The sequence below is a fragment of the Methylophilus sp. DMC18 genome (genome assembly GCF_056314005.1).
In genome coordinates this window covers 389,327-408,435 of the sequence record NZ_JBQUZE010000001.1, presented here as the reverse complement: position 1 = coordinate 408,435, position 19,109 = coordinate 389,327, and the positions used below count along the sequence as shown (strand labels likewise).

The window sequence follows — 19,109 nt, the reverse complement described above, 5'->3', positions numbered from 1 at the left end:
TGTGCCCCGCACACTGACTTCAGAGGCAAGCCCATGCTTGCCGAGCATATCATACAACATCATGCGTCTAGTACCCGCCAAGCAGTCATTCGCCTAGTGCATCCTCCCTTTGTGAACTTTTTGTGAAAGTTTGATGAAAACGCTTTAGTTCAGGCCTTGTTTTACGTAAATAGGTTGAGCGTTGCAATCTGCACGCCCACGCCAGCCTGATGACTGGCCGTTGTTCAAGTTTGTCCCTGAGGAATTGCATGAAAAAGTCTCTCGCCCATCTCAATGTCGGCACCCGTTTGTTTTTAAGTTATGGATTGCTGATTTTATTTACCACCTTTATTTTTGTGATTGCCTGGCGCGGGTTTAATCATATCCACCAGACCTGGCAACAGTTTGAAACCGTACAACTGACCAAACGAACCCAGATCGAAAACGCCAGCAAAGGCCTGGGAGATGCGGTACATCACTTTAAAAATTACATCCTCAGAGGCGGCCGCGAAGCCCGAAAATTTGAACAAAGCCTCACCGATATTGAACAAGCCATGCAAGCCTATGCCGCGACCGGCGCGCTCAATGCCCAGGAAAAAGAGATTTTAGGCAATATCACCCTTGCCCTGACCACTTATCGTGACGCCATGAAACGCTGCGAAGCGCTCAAAAACGAAGGCATGGGCGTGACTGAGATTGATGCGACAGTCAAAGGCGCAGACAAGCCATTAAATCATTCCCTCAGGCTGCTGATGGATATGAATACTGCAGGCGTGTCGGATGCTTCTGCGCAATTTGCATCCACCATTGCCAGCGCGAACAAACAGATCGAAATCGCATTACTGGTGGCGATAGTCATGGCCATGCTCATCGCCTGGAAAATGACCCACTCCATCACCAGACCGCTCGATCAGGCACTGACCATGTCGCAGCATATCGCCAATGGTCAGTTTATTGTGCAGGCAGCGGCACAAGGGAGCGACGAAACTGCCCGGCTATTAAACGAAATGCAGCGCATGCAAGCCAATATTCAGAACATCGTGCAATCCCTGAATGAAATGTCCAGCCAGCACCGGGCCGGCATGATTGATTACCGCATAGACAGCAGCCAATTTGCGGGCGCCTATCAGCAACTGACTTCAGGCATTAACCAGATGGTCGAGCAGCATATTGAGGCGCAAAGCCAGTCTTTGCAGGTGGTCACAGCCTTTGGCGAAGGGGATTTCAACCAGCCACTGGCCACTTTTCCCGGTCAACGCAGCTACATCAACCAGAGCATTGAGCAGGTACGCCAAAACTTCAAACGCTTAATGGAAGATGTACATACGCTGTCAGCCGCCGCGGAACAGGGCCAGCTCTCCACACGCGTGGATGAATCACGTCATCTGGGTGAATTCAGGCAGATTGTGGCCGGCTTTAACCAGACACTGGATGCCGTGGTCACGCCCTTGCAGACCACGGCGCATTATCTGGATCAAATGGCGGCAGGCAATATTCCGACCCAGATTGACACCCAGTTTGCCGGTGACTTTAACCTGATGCAAACCAGCCTGCAGCACTGCGCACAGGCGATTCACCAGCTGATCAGCGATGTTCATCACCTGGCGTCTGACGCGCAACAGGGCAAACTGGATACACGGGTAGACGTAGAAGCACACGCCGGGGATTTCCGTCAGATTATCCAAGGCATCAACCAGACCCTGGACGCGGTGGTCTCGCCACTACATGTGGCGGCAGACTGCGTGAAACGCATTGCGGCAGGAGATCTGCCCGCCCCTATCCATAACCAGTACCATGGCGATTTCAAGGTGCTGATCAACAATCTGAACACCTGCATCCTGTCCGTGAAGCGACTGGTAGCCGATACGCGCCAGATTGCCGATGAAGCCCAGCAAGGCCAACTGTATAGCCTGGTGGATGTGACGGCGCATGCTGGCGATTTCAGGCTGGCCTTGCAAGGCTCACAAGAGATTCTGCAACGCATGGTGGCGCCGATAGAAACCGTCAAGCAAGCGGCTGAAACCATACAGGTGGCTGCCGCGGAAATTGAAAAAGGTAATAACGACCTGTCACGCCGTACCGAGACGCAAGCCAATGCCCTGCAAGAAACATCAGCCAGTCTGGAAACCCTGACCAGCCATATCAAGCAAACGGCCGACCATGCGCGTCAGGCCCGCCAGCAGGCCAGTCAGGCCAACCAGATGGCCTTGCAAGGCGGCGATGCCTTTAAAGCACTGTCGACCACCATGCAAGGCATCAATGAGACCTCGGACCAGATCGCCCAAATCACCAGCGTGATTGACAGCATTGCCTTCCAGACCAACATCCTGGCGCTGAATGCCGCGGTAGAAGCTGCGCGTGCCGGTGAAGCTGGCCGTGGCTTTGCCGTGGTGGCAGGCGAAGTGCGCAACCTGGCCACCCGCTCGGCCGCTTCAGCCAAAGAGATCAAGGAATTGATTGCCGCCTCGGTCAGCCAAACCAATATCAGTGCCAAACAGGTGGGGCAAGCCGGTCGCACCATGCAGGACATTGTGCTGGCCGTGCAACAGGTGTCCAGTAGCATAGGCGCTATCTCCGAAGCAGCCGGTCAGCAAAGTGACGGCATGCAGCAGATTTATGCCTCGATGACCGCCATCGACGAGACCACGCAGCAAAATGCCGCCTTGGTAGAAGAAGCTGCCGCGGCCGCAGAAAGCATGCTGGAACAGGTGCACACCCTGGTGGCCTCCGTCAATCAGTTCAAACTGGAGGCAACACCAGAAGAAACACTCGCCCTGCCACAACAGACGTGGCGCTTAAGTGCCTGAAGCTTGCCTAACCCCAGGCATAAAAAAATGCGCCCGGCCTGGGCGCATTTTTTGTGCTTCACGGTTAATTGTAATCGTCATTCACCTTTAACACGTTATAAACGTAGTAGCTGGTCTCACCAAAGCAGCTTGACGGTACGCCCTTGTGCTCTTCATATTGCAACCGGACGCGCTCACCAGACAAGGCATTGATTTTGGGAATCACGGCCGGATCGCGCACGGTAAAGTAAAACTTCTCGGCCTGGGTGCCGGGCACAGTGACCAGCACCAACTCGCCCTCCCAGGTTTTGCACAACCAGCCTTTATTCGAGAGTTTTTGCACATAGCCGACCCTGTCCCCCGATGAATATACCCAACTCAAGCTGGCCCAGGTATAGAGTGCAAACAAGGCCACCGGCAACAATAACCATAACAGCCACTTTAATACACGCATGTTTAAAATCCTGCTCTTCCATAAATGATGAATTGTATGGCTAAATCATAAGGGATAAATCACTTGTACAGCCATATTTATTGTCATGGCTAACAGTTTGCCTTGTGGCCGCCTGGCCCTAGACTTAAGCCGGGGCTTTAAGGGCTATTGCCCGCACTTCAAACGAGTGCTGATCCAACAGCTGGCCGTGCTTGTCCCGCAGGCTTAAGACATGTTTGCCTGGGGGCGGCAAAGGAATCGTCAGTTGTGGCAAACGGCATTGGTTGATCAAGTGCTGATCCAGATACAGACAGCCCTGCCCGCTCCAGGCGGCTTGCACCATCAAGGCTTGCTTGCGGTCAGGAATATCTGGGTCTGGCGCAATCACCGCCCCCGCCGGTGGCGCAATCAGCTGTGCTTGTAACGGCGCCAGACGAAGGGTGGTTATGGCTGGCAGTGGCGCATTGCCTAGCACCCATTCTTGCCTGGGGGCCTCGATGGCTGGCACATAATGCACGGTTTGCGCCACGACACCGGCTGGCGGCACAGGCGGCGTAGACGCGCTGTCCCGGTGCAGATATTCCATGATGTCACGCCACACCGGCGCTGCGCCTGTCACGCCTGACACATCCCACATTGGCTCGCCAGAAAAGTTACCGACCCAAACCCCTACCGTATAGCGCTGGCTGTAGCCGATCGCCCAGTTGTCACGCATGCCTTTGCTGGTGCCGGTTTTCACCGCCGCCCATCCCCGCGTCGATAATGGGCTAGATAAACCAAAAGTCATACTGCGCGCCACCGGGTCAGACAAAATATCACCGATGATAAAGCTGGTTTGCGGAGTCAACACCTGGCGTGATGGGGACAAAGGCTTGGTGCTTGTGTGAAAGCTGACTGGCTGCCACTGACCCCCATTGGCCAGTGCCCGGTAAGCATTGGTGAGCTGGAACAAGCTGGCTTCGGCACCGCCCAGGGCGAGGCCAAAACCATAAAAATCGGCGTCCTGCTTCAAATCCTGCAAGCCCAGCTGTTGCAGGGTGTGTAAAAATCGGTCCACACCCACCAGGGTTAACGCGCGCACGGCAGGTACATTTAACGATGAGGCGAGCGCCGTGCGCACACTAACCGCGCCATGAAAATGGCGGTCATAGTCTTGTGGAATATACAAGCCGCTGGGCGTGGTCAGTGCCAGCGGTGAGTCATCCAGCACCGAGGCGGCTTGCAGCCACCCCTGATCTATCGCCAGTGCATACAAAAATGGCTTGAGCGTAGACCCTGGCTGCCGCAACGCGGCCACGCCATCCACCGCTGCAGCCCCGGATAAATCGCCGCTGGAGCCAACATAGGCCAGTACCTCGCCACTGGTATTGTCAAGCACCAGCACCGCGCCGTCGGTCACATGCTGGCTGGCCAGTTGAGCCAGATGGGTTTGCAATGTTTGCCGGGCAAAACGTTGCAGACTGGCATCCAAGCTGCTGCGGTCACGCTGTCCGGCCTGCGTGAGCAACCGCCTGGCCACATGGGGCGCATCATCCTGCCCGGCCATGGGGAAAGGACGTTTCGGTAACAAGGCGGCGCGTATCCACAAGCGCTCGCAGTCTTGGCGTGCATCCTGCGTGTGCGTATGTGTCAGTACATCGCAAGCGCGCCTGGCCAGACGCGAAGCACTGGCGGCTGGCGCCCGCACCAGTGCTGCCAGCAAGGCCGCATCCAGACGATCCAGTGCCGCCGGGCCTTTGGCCAGCAAGCCACGCGCGGCCGCATCAATCCCCACCAGTTCGCCACGAAACGTCACCCGATTTAAATACGCCTCCAGAATCTGGTTTTTTTGCCAATCATGATCAATGGCCAGTGCCAGGCGAATTTGTGCCAGCTTGAAGCGCCATGGTGAGGTGTTTGAAAAGCCAGGCTGGGTGTCTTGCAGCCATAACTTGGCTAACTGCATGGTCAATGTACTCCCGCCGCGTCGATGCGGGAGATGCAGGTTATCCCAGATGGCAGACAACAGGGCCCACGGATCCACCCCTGCATGCTGATAAAAGCGCTTGTCCTCGGCCACCAGCATGGCCTGCTGCAAGCGTGGGGAAATCTGTGCCAGCGGCACCCAGTCCAGCCTGCGGTAATCATGATTCAGGCGCAAGCGTTGCAGCGGTGCGCCATGTCGATCCAGCAGCCAGGCCTCTGAACTCTGGCTGTGTTGCTTAAACTGGCCGAAGTCTGGCACCTTCACTGTCGCCACCCACAGGATCAGCAGGCAGATTCCGGCCAGCAAGGCCAGCACAGCGCAAAGCCACGGACGACTGCGCAGGCTTAACCACAATGGCAGGAAGAAACCTCGCATCACGCTTACTGTATCTGCATGGCAGGCACCGGCAGCTCGGCAAACACTTCTGGCGCATACATGGCCTCCACCCGGCTGCCAGGCAGGCTGAACTGGCCGGGCTGATTGAGTCTGACCGTATATTCGACCGTGAATTTACCTTTAGGCACGTAAGCATAATAAGCCCTGAAACCATCCAGTGCGCGCTCTTCATAGGCCGGGCGTTGCCAGCCCAGGCGTTGCTCGTTTTGTGTCAGTTGCTGACTGTCACCGCCCAGGCCACTGCCGAGGATGGTCGCGCCACTGGGCACCGGGTCATTGATGACCACCCAGGTCATATCGGCTTGCGCCTCAACTGTGAGGCGGACGCGGTAGACATCGCCCCGTTGCCAGCGGCCAGCCGTTTTTTGCGACACCGGCATGACCTCACGTTGCAAGCGATAGCCGGCAAACAGCGGGGCTTGCAACGGTAAAGCCGCTTTGGCAGTGACAAATGCCCAAGGCTTGCCTTCACCCTGTTGCTGGATTTGCAGCGGAGCTGGCGCCTGCGGCCAGGCATACTGCGTCAGCAATCCCCCCGCTTCGGCCCATGGCGCTGGCTGGGTGGCAGCATTGACTGCTTTAGCAGGCTTGGCAATGGCGGTTCTTGACCAGGACAAATGCTGGCTTTGTCCGGCCAGGCTAAGCTCGACCTGGCCAGTCACCGCAGCCTGTTCATGGGCTTTCTGGAAATGCCGCAACGCCAGCACGCCCCAGGCATTGGCCAAGGTGGTCCGCCAATGGCCGGCCTGTTGTCGCGACAACAAGCCACGGGCGAGACGGCCCGCATCCTCGGCAGGCAATTGCGGGTCCGCCGCCAGCAAGTCCAGCGTACGCGCCGCATTCACGTCGGGCGACACCATCAACCACCACAAGTCATCCTGTTTTTCAGTCGAAAATGTGAACTGCGTGCCTGAGACCATCCAGCGCGATTGCAGCACCTGCATGGCCTGGGCGCGCTTTTGCTCAGCCTCTGGCAGCGCTGGCATGCGTTTAAGGATCGATAACCAGTCAATCACACCTGAGGTCGGCCACAGCTCGGGACGAATCTCCAGCGCGTCCAGCATTTCTGGTCTGGCATGGTCATAGCGTGCCAGGGCATCAATCGCCGCCAGCTTGCGCAACACGACATCTGCCGTTTGAATGCTGCCATAGCGGTGAATGCGGCCAGCGACAAAATCTTCCAGCCCTTTGAGCATGCGCTCACGCGCGGTGTCCGGGATGTCATAGCCTGCAGCATCGGCAATTTGCAATAAATAACTGGTGAGGCTGTCATCGCCTTGCAACCAATCCATAGGGAAATAACGCGCCAGGCCATCGCCATCGAGGTGCTGCCCCAGACTGAGCATCACGCTATTCCAGCGGGCCTGATCCTCCAGCGTCACCGCCACCGAGGCGCGCTGTTCCAAACAGATATAGGGATAGCGCTGCATCCATTCGCGCACGCTAGACAGGCTACCAACCAGCGAGCGGTTAAGCCGCACGTCTATACCACCCCGGCCCGGTACCGCCTGCGCTGGCGCTTGTACCGTCATCTGCCAGGGCTGACCGGCTTGCAACTGCTGTATGGTCTGCTGGTAGACACGGACCGGATAAGCCGCACCGACCTGCTGGTGCACTTTTAAACGGTCTTTAATTTGCAAACGAGTTGGGGGTTGCGCGGTAGACTCCCCGACCACCGCCGCATCTATTTGCCAATCCAGGCCGGTCACGTTGTAAGGCACGCGTAGCGGGAACGCCAGGGTTGCGGCTTGGCCAGCGGCCAGCTTGACGCGCTGTGGTTTAAGCGCGGTCTCCACGCCCAGCGGGGTGGCGGTCACTTGCGTGGTGAGGGGTCGCTGGCTGGCATTGCGCACGGTCACCATGGCCTGCAGCTGATCGCCTTCACGCACAAACGGCGGCAGCCCAGAAAACAGCATCAGGTCTTGCGTGGTGCGGATCAGCGCACTGCCAGAACCAAAGCGCGCTGCACCGGCATGGGCAATGGCGGCAATGCGGAAACTGGTCAGCGCATCATTGAGCGGAATGCTGACACTGGCCTGGCCGTGTTTATCCAACTTGATCACGGGCTTCCACAGCAGCAAGGTATCAAACAGCTCACGCGCGTTGGCGCCCTGCCCGCCGCCACCGCCGGGTGCGACGGCTTTTTTACCAAAGTGGCGTTTACCAATCACTTGCGACTGTGACGTTGAGGTATATACCTCTATCGGCCGCCGCTGCATCATGGCCTCCAGCAACTGCCAGGAATCAGGCTTGGCCAGTTGCAGCAAGCCTTCATCCACCGCAGCCAGCGCCACCTCGGCATTCGAGAGCGGCTTGCCCGCCGGGTCTGTCACCGTCAGCTTGACCTTGGCCTGTTCACGCACCCGGTAAACCGTACGTTCAGGCTCCACCTTGACCTTGAGGGCATAGCCTTGCCAGCCCACCTTGATTTGCGTCATGCCCAGCTTGAAGGCCGGCTTGCTTAAATCCACCAGGGCCGTTGGCCGCGTATCCACCTCGACCGGTAAATGATCGACCAGGCCTAAAAACTGGCCCACCTGATAGACCATGCGCTTGAGCCAGGCAAAGCGTCCAGGCGCTTGCGGATCGACACGGCCACGCACCACCATCACCGACACATAGGCATTAGGCCCATACTCGGCAGCGATCGGCACCTTGACGATGGGCGACTGCATGCTGATTTTGCTGACATACGAGGCCAGTACGCCTTCGCGCTCCACCGTCACCAGCGCCGTCGCTTCGCGGAAAGGCATGCGTACTTCAAATTGCGCCGTTTCGCCCGGGGCATACTCGCGCTTGTCAGCCAGAATATCAATGCGGTCGCTGGCGCCTGCGCTATACCAGCCGTCTTCATCGGCGACATACACTTCCTGGCTGGCGATGGCAGGCTGTTTTTTGCTGTCTTTAGTGGTTGCCACCAGAATCAGTTCGCCACTGGCCGGAGCCGCCCCCTTGCAACTGAGCAAACCCTGGCCATCGGTTTGCCCGTCGCACACCGCACCCACATGTTTCACCTCAGCGGTTTGTTCATAGGCATAAAACCCGCCCAGCAACCGTTTGCGGTAAGCATAGGTATGCCGCTGGTAGGCCTCGACGGCTACCGGTTGCCGCACCAGCGGTTTGCCTGTGCTATCCAGCGCCAGCACCTTGAACGCCAGACTCTGCTGCGTCGCAAAATAGCTATCCATTTTAATGCCGAGATTCACGGCCGAGGGCAGCAGTAGCGCTTGTGTAGCTGCCGTCAATATCTGGCCGTTGGGGTCGGCATATTCCATCTCCACCTGCAAGGCATGGGGGGTACGTACACCAGGTAAACGGTCAAACGTGACACGCGCACCGCCACTGCCATCCAGCGTCACTGCCTGTGTGCGGGGCGGGTAGCGCTTGTCACTGTCAGCAGACCCTTGATCCGAGGATTGCCCATCACTCCAGCCTTCTTCCGGGTCATAAGAAAAAGGTTGTATGGCATGCAGCCCTTCCTGTGGCCGCTCGCCGCCAAAACGAAACGCCTCATACTGCGCAAACTGCATGGTATAAGGCTCTAGCCGACTGCGGAACTTGACCGGCAAGCCAGCCGCAGGCCCGCCCGCCAGATAGTTGAGTTGCACATCCACCTGTAATTGACGCTGGTTGACCACCGGTGCGGCGGGCGGTTTGAGGCTGGCATGCATTAAGGGCACGCGGTATTGCTCAACCCGGAAATGCCCCATCGTTACCTCCATGCCCTCCACCATCATGGTCACCATATAGTTGCCCAGCTTGGCTTCTTTGGGAATCACCCAGCTAGACGTACCGGCCGCATTGGCCCAGCGCACCGCGCGCGTCTCGCTTTCACCGCTGCCCTGATGCGTCAAGGTGATCTGATCCGGCAACCGCTCGGGCAGGCGCAGTCCTTTGCCGGTGTGCAAGCGCACAAAGTGCTTCATGGAGACGGTTTCACCGGCACGGAACAAGGGGCGGTCAAATACCGTATGCGCCAGTACCGGGCCCGCGCTCTCGCCGCCGCCCAGGTTGAATTGCCAGGGGCTGAGGCCATCGTCCCACTGTGAAAACATAAACGACAAATCATCGTCTTTGCGTGCCGTGACCAGATGACCATAACAACTTTTGCGGTAGCTGTCTTCAAGCGCCTGTGCAATATTCGCGCGGCCCTGGCGGTCGGTTTTGCCTTGCCAGAGCAAGACGCCATCGCAGGTGGATACCCTGACTTCGGCCCCCGAGACCGGTTTGGCATTATCCAGCCGCGTCACCCACACCAGGGATGACTCATGGCCTTTTTTATAATGCACGGCCAGGTTGGTGACCAGCGCGCTAGATGAGACAAAATAAGGTTTTTGTTCGCCATGCAACGCCGCGCCCAGGCGGTCACTGGCAAACTCGACCACATAGAATCCAGGCTTTTGCAGCGGGATGCCCAACACCTCAAACGTTTTTTGCCCTTGCCTGCGCGGCAGGCGGATCTCACTGGAAGCTACGTCCTGGTTGCCTATTAGCAGGGGGATTTCCCCCTCACGCGGGTAACGGTCATGCGCTTGCAAAAAGGCGTCAGACGCGCCGCTGCCATAAGGATGCTGGGTGACTTTAAAATACCAGGCGGCCAGTTCGGCATCATTCTCGGGTTGCAAGCGGCCCACACGGCCAGATTGCTCGGCATTGGCGCTGGGGGTGATGCGCGCGCCTTGCAAGGTGACCTCGACATTACGCACCGTCACCGGCAAGGCAGGTTGCGCATACCGCTCCAAAATGCCAAATTTTGCCGGGAACTTGATCAAAGGCGGATCGACATCCATTGTCATCGCCAACGGGAAAGCGCGCGCATTGACCGGCACGCGCCCGGCATCATCTTTAAATTCACCAGGCAATTGCAACACCACCCGGCTATTCGCGGTAAACGGTCCCTTGAACTGCACGGCCTCCAGGGTCTCGCCCTGTGCATAGTCTGCAATCACCGGCTTTTGCGTGCTGCCATCCGGCAGCTTGAGGCGAATCGCTTCAGCCAGGCGACGACTGACGGGCGCATTAAATTGCACCTGTATTGGCAACACCGGAATACAGCCCGCCTTGGCATTGGTGCGCGTGCAGCTGGCATTCACTTTAAACGCATCGCGCACTTTAAACCTCAGCACTTGCGGCTTGTTGGCAACCACACCACTGACGGAGGTGATCCCTGCGTCCCAATGCAAACTCACCTCACTGCCCGCAGGCAACGGGCGGCTGCACTGTGCCACCACAATATTCGCCTGCTGCATACGGCGGTCTTTGACTGAGAGCAGACCCTGCTGCGCATTTTTAAACAACACCAAAAACAACTGGCTAGCGCGGTCTTTTTGCTCGCGCAGTATCTGCTCGCGGGCCTGACCCGTGATCAACTTGAGCGGAAATAACTCCCCCACCCCTTGTATGCTGCAAGCCGCATGCTGCTTGACGCTGTCTTCATTGACAGGGGCATCCAGCCCCAGCAAAAACACCTGCGACTCATCGATATATTCGATCCCCTCTTCCGGCAGCGAGGTGATGATGGCCGGCCCCCCGGTAGAAAAACTGAAAGATTGCGACGAAACCGGCGTGCCCGCGACACTTTGCAAGCCTTTTTTAACAGAAAAGCGGCATTGCAAACCGGCCGGTAAATCGGCTTCAAAGTCATACACCCACTGCCTGTCATCCAGCCAATGACCTTGGCCTTTGGCCTCGCATTGAATGTCAAACGGTGCAGGCAGACGCGGATCGCCAAAAGCCACCATGGGCAGCGAAAACCGGGCGCTGACTTGTCTGACCGCCTTCACCTCGCCTTGCGGTGCAAAGGTCACGCGTGCTTCGGTGTCAGCCTCGGCCGCCCATACATGTCCGGCCAGCAACCCTAGCCACAGCACACAACAGGCAGCCAGCCAACTTGCAGTCATCCAGCCGCTGGCAAGGCGCTCAGAAAACCGCGCCGGTTGTGCGCGCACAGCGTGTGTCAAAAAACGGGCCAGCATAGCGTGATCCTTAATATGGCAAAAACGCGGACGAAAGGGCAGCTCTCATCATTCAAATTGCCAAGCCAGACTAAGCTCGATTAAAAAATGGCGCGATTAAAAAATTCAGTCGCCGCATATCGTTGATATGGGAGGAAAAATTTTTTATGCGCAACGCAATATCGCGACGCAAGTTGATTGATTAGAGGTGCCCGAAAAGGACATTATCTTATAAAATGACCTGTTGGTTAATGACACTTTGCTGAACATGCCTAGCGCTTCTCTCCCTCCTTCACCCACGCCAGCGGCGACCATCCTCTGCGCCTCCGCCCGTCTGGCGCAAGGTATCCGGCAATGGTTATCGTCCAGCTACCAGCAGCAAGGGCTGTTGCAATGGCAGGCACCGCAGGTGTTTCCGCTGCAAGACTGGCTGTACCAGCTCACTGAACAAGCCATTTTATGTGGCCGCATTGCCGTGGCGAATGCCCCGGCGGGCATGCTCTCCTCCACGCAAGAGGCGCTGCTGTGGGAGCAAGCGATTCAGCATTGTCTGCGCCAGTATGACCACCTCGATTTATTGAACACTAACGGCCTCGCCAGCGCGGCGATGGAGGCGAACCGCTACCTGATTGAGTGGAATATCAGCCTGGATATGGACGCAGCCAGTGAGGAAACCCGCCAGTTCATGCAGTGGCGCCTGCAATTTCAGATGCTGTGCAAGCAAAGTGGCTATCTTGAGGGCGTGCGTTACCAAGCCTGGCAATTGGCGCAACTGCAACAGGGCTTGCTACAGTTGCCCGAGCGCATTGCCCTGGCCGGGTTTGACCGCATCAATCCGCATTTGCAACGTCTGATCGACCGTTTGCAAGCCGCAGGTGTGACCGTAGAGCCCTTTGAACATCGCATCACCGCGCAGCAGGTGCAGCGCATGGCCTTTGCTGAGAACCTGGACGAAATGCGCGCTGCCGTGCATTGGGCCAAGCAGACACTCAGCACCCACAAACAGGCCAGGCTGGCTATCGTGGTGCCAGACCTGGAAGCCGTGCGCGACACACTGGCCAATCTGCTGGATGACACATTTCACCCTGAGGCCTTGCATCCTGCGCATGCTGAAATCCCCCGCTGTTATGAGTTTTCGCTGGGCACGCCGTTAACGCGCTGGCCGCTGGTGAATACCGCCTTAACCTTGTTGCAACTGGCTTTTCAACATACGCCGCTGGCACAAACCGAGCTGTCGGCGCTGCTGGCGGATGTGTATTGGTCACAAGCCCTGTTTGAAGCCGATGCGCGCGCCGCGCTGGACACCGAAATGCGCCGCCAGTTGCCCTTGCAAGTCAAGGCCACGACCTTTGCGCGGTTTATTACCCGCAAGCAGCAAGATGAGCATGCAATTCATAGTCCGGCGCTATTACAAGACCTCAACGCCTTGCTGACCACGGCCAGACAGCTGCCAGCCAAACAACTGCCTTCAGCCTGGGCCAAGAGCCTGTCGGCATTGCTCACTGCCAGCCATTGGCCAGGCGAGCGCAGCCTGTCCAGCCATGAGTACCAGTGCCAGCAATCGTTTTACAAGGTCATTGCGCAACTCGGTGCACTGGATGCCTGGCTGGGCCCCATCCCGGCCATTACCGCCATCCAGCGTCTGACACAATTATGTCAGGCACAGATTTTTCAACCGCAAACCGTGCGCCAGCCCAACCTCGCCGTCATGGGCATGCTGGAAGCCAGTGCCCAGCCGCTGGACGGGGTTTGGGTGATGGGCATGAACGACCATGTGTGGCCCCCGCTGTCGCGCACCAATGCCTTGATCCCGGCCGAGCTGCAACGGCAGGCAGGCACGCCCAATGCCAGCAGCGAGGTGCAAATCGCCTTTGCCAGCCAAATTCACCAGCGCCTGCTAGGCACGGCGCACCAGGTCATTTTTTCTTATGCGCAAAAAGAAGGTGACCGCCTGTTGCGCATGAGCCCGCTGATTCAAGACATTGCCGAAGTCGCTGCCAGTGCCGGGGTCGCCACGCTGGCGGAAACCCTGGCCACCAGCCAGCCCGAGCACTGGCAATGGCTGGACGACCACCAGGCCCCGCCCGTGCAAGAAGGCGAACATGTGAGCGGCGGCACCGGCCTGCTGCGTGCGCAGGCGATTTGCCCGGCGTGGGCGTTTTACCAATACCGGCTTAAAGCCCGCAAACTGGAGACACCGCATAACGGGCTGGATGTCATGCAGCGCGGCGACCTCATCCACCGCGTGATGGCGGCATTTTGGCAACAACCGCGCGAGGACTGGCAAAGCTGTGCTGAAGAGGAATTGAAAAGTCAGCTGGACGCCCTTGCCGCACAAGTCATGGCCGAATTCAATACCGAGTTTTCGCAGCCGTTTACAGAGGTGTTTTGCCAGCTCGAAGCCGAGCGCCTGAGCAAACTCGCCCTGACCTGGCTGCTGCAAGTCGAACGCGAGCGCATGCAACCGTTTACCGTGTCACTGGTTGAAAAAACCTTTAAGCCGCTGATTGAAGGCATCCAGGTCAAACTGGTGATAGACCGCGTGGATACGCTGGCAGATGGCCGCCTGGTGGTGATTGATTACAAAACCGGCAGCATGCCAGACACTAAAAATTGGGCCAGCGATAAAATCACCGAACCACAACTGCCCATTTATGCCGCCTTTATTTTGCAAGACGCCGAGATTGCGGCGGTCTGCTTTGGCAAGCTGCGGCTGACGGATGGTGGCTTTGCCGGCATCGCCGCCGAAGAAGATATTGTGCCCGGCGTCAAAGCGTTTAATCACGAAAAAAACAAATTGTTTGACCCGACAGAATTCCCAGACTGGCCGTCGATTCTGCAGCACTGGCGGACGCAAATCACGCTGACCGCGCAAGCCCTCAAGGCGGGCGAGGCGGCAGTACTATTTGAGGCGGAGCAGGATCTGGATTATTGCGATGTGTTGCCTTTGCTCAGATTGCCAGAGCGGCAATTGCAGTTTGAGCACTTGCAATCAAAAGGTGCCGCATGATGCACTCAAAAACACCACCAACGATGACAGCAGAGACCGTTTTGTCAGAGGCGCTGGCACTGGATGCCGCCAACCGTGAACGCGCGCTGGCGCTGGAGTCCTTTATTGTCGAGGCCCCGGCGGGCGCGGGCAAAACCGAGTTACTGACCCAGCGTTTTCTCAAGTTGCTGCAAACCGTACAAGCCCCCGAAGAAATTATCGCCATCACCTTTACCAACAAGGCCGCTTCGGAGATGCGCGTAAGGATTCTGGATAGCCTGTTGCTGGCGGCCAGTGGCGTGGCGCCCGAAGCCGCGCACAAGAAAATCACATTTGCACTTGGCCAGCAAGCCTTGCAGCGTTCGACCGCCCTCAACTGGCAATTGCTGCAAAGTCCGGCCCGCTTGCGGATTTACACCATAGACTCGTTATGTGCCAACCTGGCACGGCAAATGCCGTTGCTGAGCCGCTTTGGCACGCAACCGGCGGTGACAGAAGATGCCTGGCCTTATTACCGCGAAGCCGCTGGGCTGGCGCTGCAAAGCATGGATGAGCCTGTGCTGGGCGAACCGGTGCGGCGAGTGTTGCGCTATATGGATAATGACCAGGCCAGGCTGGAAGCCCTGCTCATGTCCATGCTGGCCAAACGCGAACAATGGCTGCATCACAGCCAGACCGGGCACACACTGTCTGGGCAAATGGCACTGGTGCATTTAATTGAAGGTGAGCTGGCGCAGATTCACCAGCATCTGCCCGCCCGTTTGCAACAGGCGCTGATGCCGATTGCGCGCTATGCCTGCAGTCAACTCCCAGACACGCACGCCATCGCTCAGCTAAGCGATTGGCAAGTGGCTTTGCAACCTCGCCTCGCCGATTTGCCGAACTGGCGCGCGCTGGCCGAGTTGTTATTGACCGGCACGGGCGGCCTGCGCAAACGGCTTGATAAAAACATGGGCCTGCCCGCCACCGACGAAGCCAAGCCTTACAAGGAGGCCTTGACCGAGATTCTGGACGGCCTGGCACAAGATCGCCGCGCAGAAACCAGCCTGGCGCGCATCCGCATGCTGCCAGACCCCAACGCACGTGACCAAGCGCTGATTGCAGACTTGAGCCAGCTGTTGAATATTGCGGCGGCCCAGCTCTGGCTGCACTTTCAGTCACAAAACGAAGTCGATTTTGTCGAGATCGCCCAGCGCGCCTTGCAAGCGCTGGTAGAAGGCGGCGAAGCGAGCGAGCTGGCTATGCGGCTGGACTACCGCATACAGCATCTGCTGGTCGATGAGTTTCAGGATACCAGCCCGATGCAGATCGACCTGCTCAAGGCGCTGACGCGCGGCTGGCAAGCGGGCGATGGCCGTACCCTGTTTACCGTGGGCGATCCAATGCAGTCGATTTACCGCTTTCGCAAAGCCAATGTCGGCCTGTTTTTGAATGCAGCCGAATTCGGCATCGGCGACATCGCGCTGACCCCGCTCAAATTGTGGCGTAATAACCGCTCGTGCCCGGCCGTGGTCGAGTGGATCAACCAGACCTTTAAAGGCATGCTGCCGTCTGAGGATGCCCCGCAGCAAGGCGCGATTGCTTACCGGCCTTTTGTCGCCACGCGCCCGTCCCTGGCTGGCGAGGGGGTGTTTGTGCATCCGCTGATCCAACCAGTCAGCGAACATGAAGAGGAAGAACCGGCAGATCTGCGCCGACTCGAAGCCGAACAGATTATCCGCATTATCCAGCAGACACGCGCCGAACAGCCAGATGCCACCATTGCCGTGCTGGTGCGTGCACGCAAGCACTTGCATGCGCTGGTCACCGAGATGCGGCGCAACCATGCCGAGTTGAGCTTTCAGGCGGTGGAGATTGAAGAGCTGGCAAACCGCCAGATTGTGCAAGACCTGCTGACGCTGACCTACGCCCTGCACCAGCGGGCTGACCGTGTGCATTGGCTGGCCTTGCTGCGCGCACCCTGGTGCGGGCTGACGCTGGCCGACCTGCATGCCTTGATCGGCCAGGACGGGCAACGCAGCGTCATGAGTCTGCTCGAAGACGAACAAGTGATGGCACGCCTGAGTGCAGATGGCCAGGCCCGCGCCCGCCATGTGCGTGAGGTCATGCAAACGGCCTTGCAATGGCGGTCCCGCACCGCCACCAGCCGCTGGGTGCACAACACCTGGTTGCGGCTGGGCGGCGCACACTGCTTATGGAACGAAAACGATGTGCAAGATGTGCAGGCGTTTTTTGCCCGTATTGCCGCGCTCGAGCAACACGGCCAGTTCAGCCCGCAAAGCCTGGCCGAAGATGTGAAAAAACTGTATGCCGCCCCCGATGCCAAAGCCGATGACCGCTTGCAATTCATGACCATCCACAAATCCAAGGGTCTGGAGTTTGACACGGTCATTCTGCCGGGCCTGGATGGCAGCAACCCACCCGATGACGCCAAACTGGTGATTTGGGAAGAAGTCACGACGGCCGATGGTGACGTCGCACTGGTCGCGGCACCCTTTGTACCCACAGCCCTCAAGCGGCAGCACTCCGGTGTCACGCCCTACGATTACCTGAATGACCTCGACAAAACCCGTGCGGCCTATGAAGACGCCCGCGTGCTGTATGTCGCCGCCACGCGCGCCGAGCGCCAGTTGCATCTGCTTGGCATTGCCAAACCGGATAAAAATGGTGACCCACAACCCCGTAAAAATACGTTTTTACAGCTGCTGTGGCCAGCCGTGAGTACGCATTTCAATCGCGAACAAGATATCGTGGTCCGTTACCCGCAACAAAGCCAGCAGGCCGATATCCGGCAGTTTGTGCCCAAGCTGATCCGCTTGCCGCAAGCCACCAGTCCCGCCCTCTTGCAACCCAGCACCGATCTCGCGCGCGCTTATGATGCCACGCCCCCCGCAGACAGCACCGTCAGCAGCCTGGAGGCCGATATCGGCACCCTCGCCCACCTTTACCTGCAACTGATCGCCGAGCAAGGCCTGGCCGCCTGGCAAGCCCACACCAGCACGGGTTGCCAATCATTGCTGACAGCCATGCAACGCTGGTTTTCGCAACAAGGTTATGCTGAAGCGGAGGCCGTGCCAGCCAGCAAGCAAGTGGCGACGCTGCTCACCACCACGCTGCAATCAGCGGATGGCCGCTGGGTGCTCGCTGACTATCCGCAAGCAGCCTCTGAGCTGGCGATTGAGCAACTTGCCGCCAATAAAAAAGTCATAGACCGTACTTTTGTTGCCGAGGGTGTACGCTGGATTGTCGATTACAAATCGGCCCCCGTCAAAGCAAGTGACGAGTTACGCAGTCTGGCGGCCACGTTCAAGCCGCAATTAGCCGCCTATGCCCAGTTGTTTGCGGCCGAAGGCTTGCCGGTGAAAACGGCTATTTTATTTTTAAGCGCAGGCAAACTCGTGCCTGTGGAGATTCTTTGAAGGACAGATGATGATAAATACACAAGCGATTCTCGATGCATTTCAATTCCGCCATGCCTGTAAAGAATTTGATGCCAGCGAACAGATTCCTGCAGAAGAGTTTGAATTGATTCTCGAAGCCGCCCGCCTCTCACCCAGCTCATTCGGCTTTGAGCCCTGGCATTTTATTGTGGTGCAAGATAAAACCCTGCGCGAAAGCCTGAAGCAGCATGCCTGGGGGGCGCCGCTCAAGCTGGATACCGCCAGCCACTTTGTCTTGTGTCTGGCCATGAAATCCCCCTTTCTGGACGCAGACAGCCCTTACCTGCCGCAATTCATGCGTGAAGTGCAGCACCATCCAGATGACATCGCCAACATGCGCCTGGGCTTTTACAAACAGTTTCAGCAGTCTGACTTTGGCCTCACCGACGAGCGCAAACTGTTCGACTGGGCCAGCAAGCAATGCTACATCGCGCTGGCCAACATGATGACCGTCGCTGCCATGCGTGGCATAGACAGCTGCCCGATTGAAGGCTTTAAACAACAAGAAACCGAGACCTTGCTGGCAGAGCAGTTTGGCGTAAACCTGCAAGAATATGGACTGGCCTATATGGTCGCCTTTGGTTACCGCAAACATGCACCCAAAGCAAAAACACGCCGGGCCATGGCGCAGATAGTCACCTGGAAGTGAGCTTACTTAGAGCGTTCGGATACCCCTACTGAACAGTACGCAGTGACATAGCCCCTTGATCGTTCACGCACGGCGACGCTTCAAGCATTGGCCTCAAAGGGCTATTTAAATGACTTGCCACCCTTTGCTACAGTCTGATTTCAAAATAAATAAAGGGGTGATGGATGAAATCTGTATTTAAAAATATGCTCGCTTGCAGTGTGTTCATGTTGGCAAGTGTTGCTGCCCATGCAATTGCAGATGATGAGGCGTTATCGCAGGGGGTTGCCCTCAAGCATGACGTTGCTACATACTCGTTCGCGTTGGATGCTTCGACAGAAGTATCTTCCAATAGCCCCATAAACAGAATGGCTGCTAAGGATGATGACCAGGCTGACAGTTCAGATGCGGAAACCATGCTTGCATAACCCTGCGCAAGTGCCGCAAACGGTTGCTAGGCACTAGCTGATATCTAATGTGGTTGACCGATGTAGCGCAAATAAAGAAGGCCAATGAATGGCCTTTTTTATTTTTTGGC

General features: G+C 57.5%; 8 protein-coding genes. 5 read left to right on the top strand and 3 right to left on the bottom strand.

Annotated elements, in window-relative coordinates:
* The first annotated feature begins 248 nt into the window (after nt 1-248).
* Nucleotides 249-2,786: a methyl-accepting chemotaxis protein gene (locus ACT53G_RS01815; RefSeq protein ID WP_476168539.1), complete on the top strand. Its 2,538-nt coding sequence runs from the start codon at nt 249-251 to the stop codon at nt 2,784-2,786.
* 64 nt (nt 2,787-2,850) lie between these two features.
* Here ACT53G_RS01815 and ACT53G_RS01810 read toward each other — a convergent pair whose 3' ends face one another.
* The 3 genes from ACT53G_RS01810 to ACT53G_RS01800 all read right to left on the bottom strand — a co-directional run bounded on the left by ACT53G_RS01810 (nt 2,851) and on the right by ACT53G_RS01800 (nt 11,535).
* Nucleotides 2,851-3,219, bottom strand: coding sequence for a hypothetical protein (locus tag ACT53G_RS01810; RefSeq protein WP_275356879.1), 369 nt, complete (start codon nt 3,217-3,219; stop codon nt 2,851-2,853).
* 124 nt (nt 3,220-3,343) lie between these two features.
* On the bottom strand, nt 3,344-5,539 hold the full coding sequence (pbpC, locus tag ACT53G_RS01805) for a penicillin-binding protein 1C (protein ID WP_476168538.1): 2,196 nt from the start codon (nt 5,537-5,539) through the stop codon (nt 3,344-3,346).
* A gap of 5 nt (nt 5,540-5,544) precedes the next feature.
* Entirely contained in the window at nt 5,545-11,535 is a 5,991-nt protein-coding gene (locus tag ACT53G_RS01800) for an alpha-2-macroglobulin family protein (protein ID WP_476168537.1), read from the bottom strand.
* 247 nt (nt 11,536-11,782) lie between these two features.
* Here ACT53G_RS01800 and ACT53G_RS01795 point away from each other — a divergent pair, with 247 nt between their 5' ends.
* The 4 genes from ACT53G_RS01795 (at nt 11,783) to ACT53G_RS01780 (ending at nt 18,999) form a co-directional block, all read left to right on the top strand.
* Entirely contained in the window at nt 11,783-14,524 is a 2,742-nt protein-coding gene (locus tag ACT53G_RS01795; RefSeq protein WP_476168536.1) for a PD-(D/E)XK nuclease family protein, read from the top strand.
* Entirely contained in the window at nt 14,524-17,922 is a 3,399-nt protein-coding gene (locus ACT53G_RS01790) for a UvrD-helicase domain-containing protein (protein WP_476168764.1), read from the top strand. The genes ACT53G_RS01795 and ACT53G_RS01790 overlap by 1 nt, the downstream gene beginning before the upstream one ends.
* A gap of 10 nt (nt 17,923-17,932) precedes the next feature.
* Complete coding sequence (locus tag ACT53G_RS01785) at nt 17,933-18,592, top strand: NAD(P)H-dependent oxidoreductase (protein WP_476168535.1); 660 nt, start codon at nt 17,933-17,935, stop codon at nt 18,590-18,592.
* Between the two features lie 164 nt (nt 18,593-18,756).
* Nucleotides 18,757-18,999, top strand: coding sequence for a hypothetical protein (locus tag ACT53G_RS01780; protein WP_476168534.1), 243 nt, complete (start codon nt 18,757-18,759; stop codon nt 18,997-18,999).
* The last annotated feature ends 110 nt before the right edge of the window (nt 19,000-19,109 follow it).

What these genes read in the sequence shown, in the direction of transcription:
- ACT53G_RS01815 (WP_476168539.1), top strand. Translation starts at nt 249, where the DNA reads ATGAAAAAGTCTCTCGCCCATCTCAATGTCGGCACCCGTTTGTTTTTA.
- ACT53G_RS01810 (WP_275356879.1), bottom strand. Translation starts at nt 3,219, where the DNA reads ATGCGTGTATTAAAGTGGCTGTTATGGTTATTGTTGCCGGTGGCCTTG.
- pbpC (WP_476168538.1), bottom strand. Translation starts at nt 5,539, where the DNA reads ATGCGAGGTTTCTTCCTGCCATTGTGGTTAAGCCTGCGCAGTCGTCCG.
- ACT53G_RS01800 (WP_476168537.1), bottom strand. Translation starts at nt 11,535, where the DNA reads ATGCTGGCCCGTTTTTTGACACACGCTGTGCGCGCACAACCGGCGCGG.
- ACT53G_RS01795 (WP_476168536.1), top strand. Translation starts at nt 11,783, where the DNA reads ATGCCTAGCGCTTCTCTCCCTCCTTCACCCACGCCAGCGGCGACCATC.
- ACT53G_RS01790 (WP_476168764.1), top strand. Translation starts at nt 14,524, where the DNA reads ATGCACTCAAAAACACCACCAACGATGACAGCAGAGACCGTTTTGTCA.
- ACT53G_RS01785 (WP_476168535.1), top strand. Translation starts at nt 17,933, where the DNA reads ATGATAAATACACAAGCGATTCTCGATGCATTTCAATTCCGCCATGCC.
- ACT53G_RS01780 (WP_476168534.1), top strand. Translation starts at nt 18,757, where the DNA reads ATGAAATCTGTATTTAAAAATATGCTCGCTTGCAGTGTGTTCATGTTG.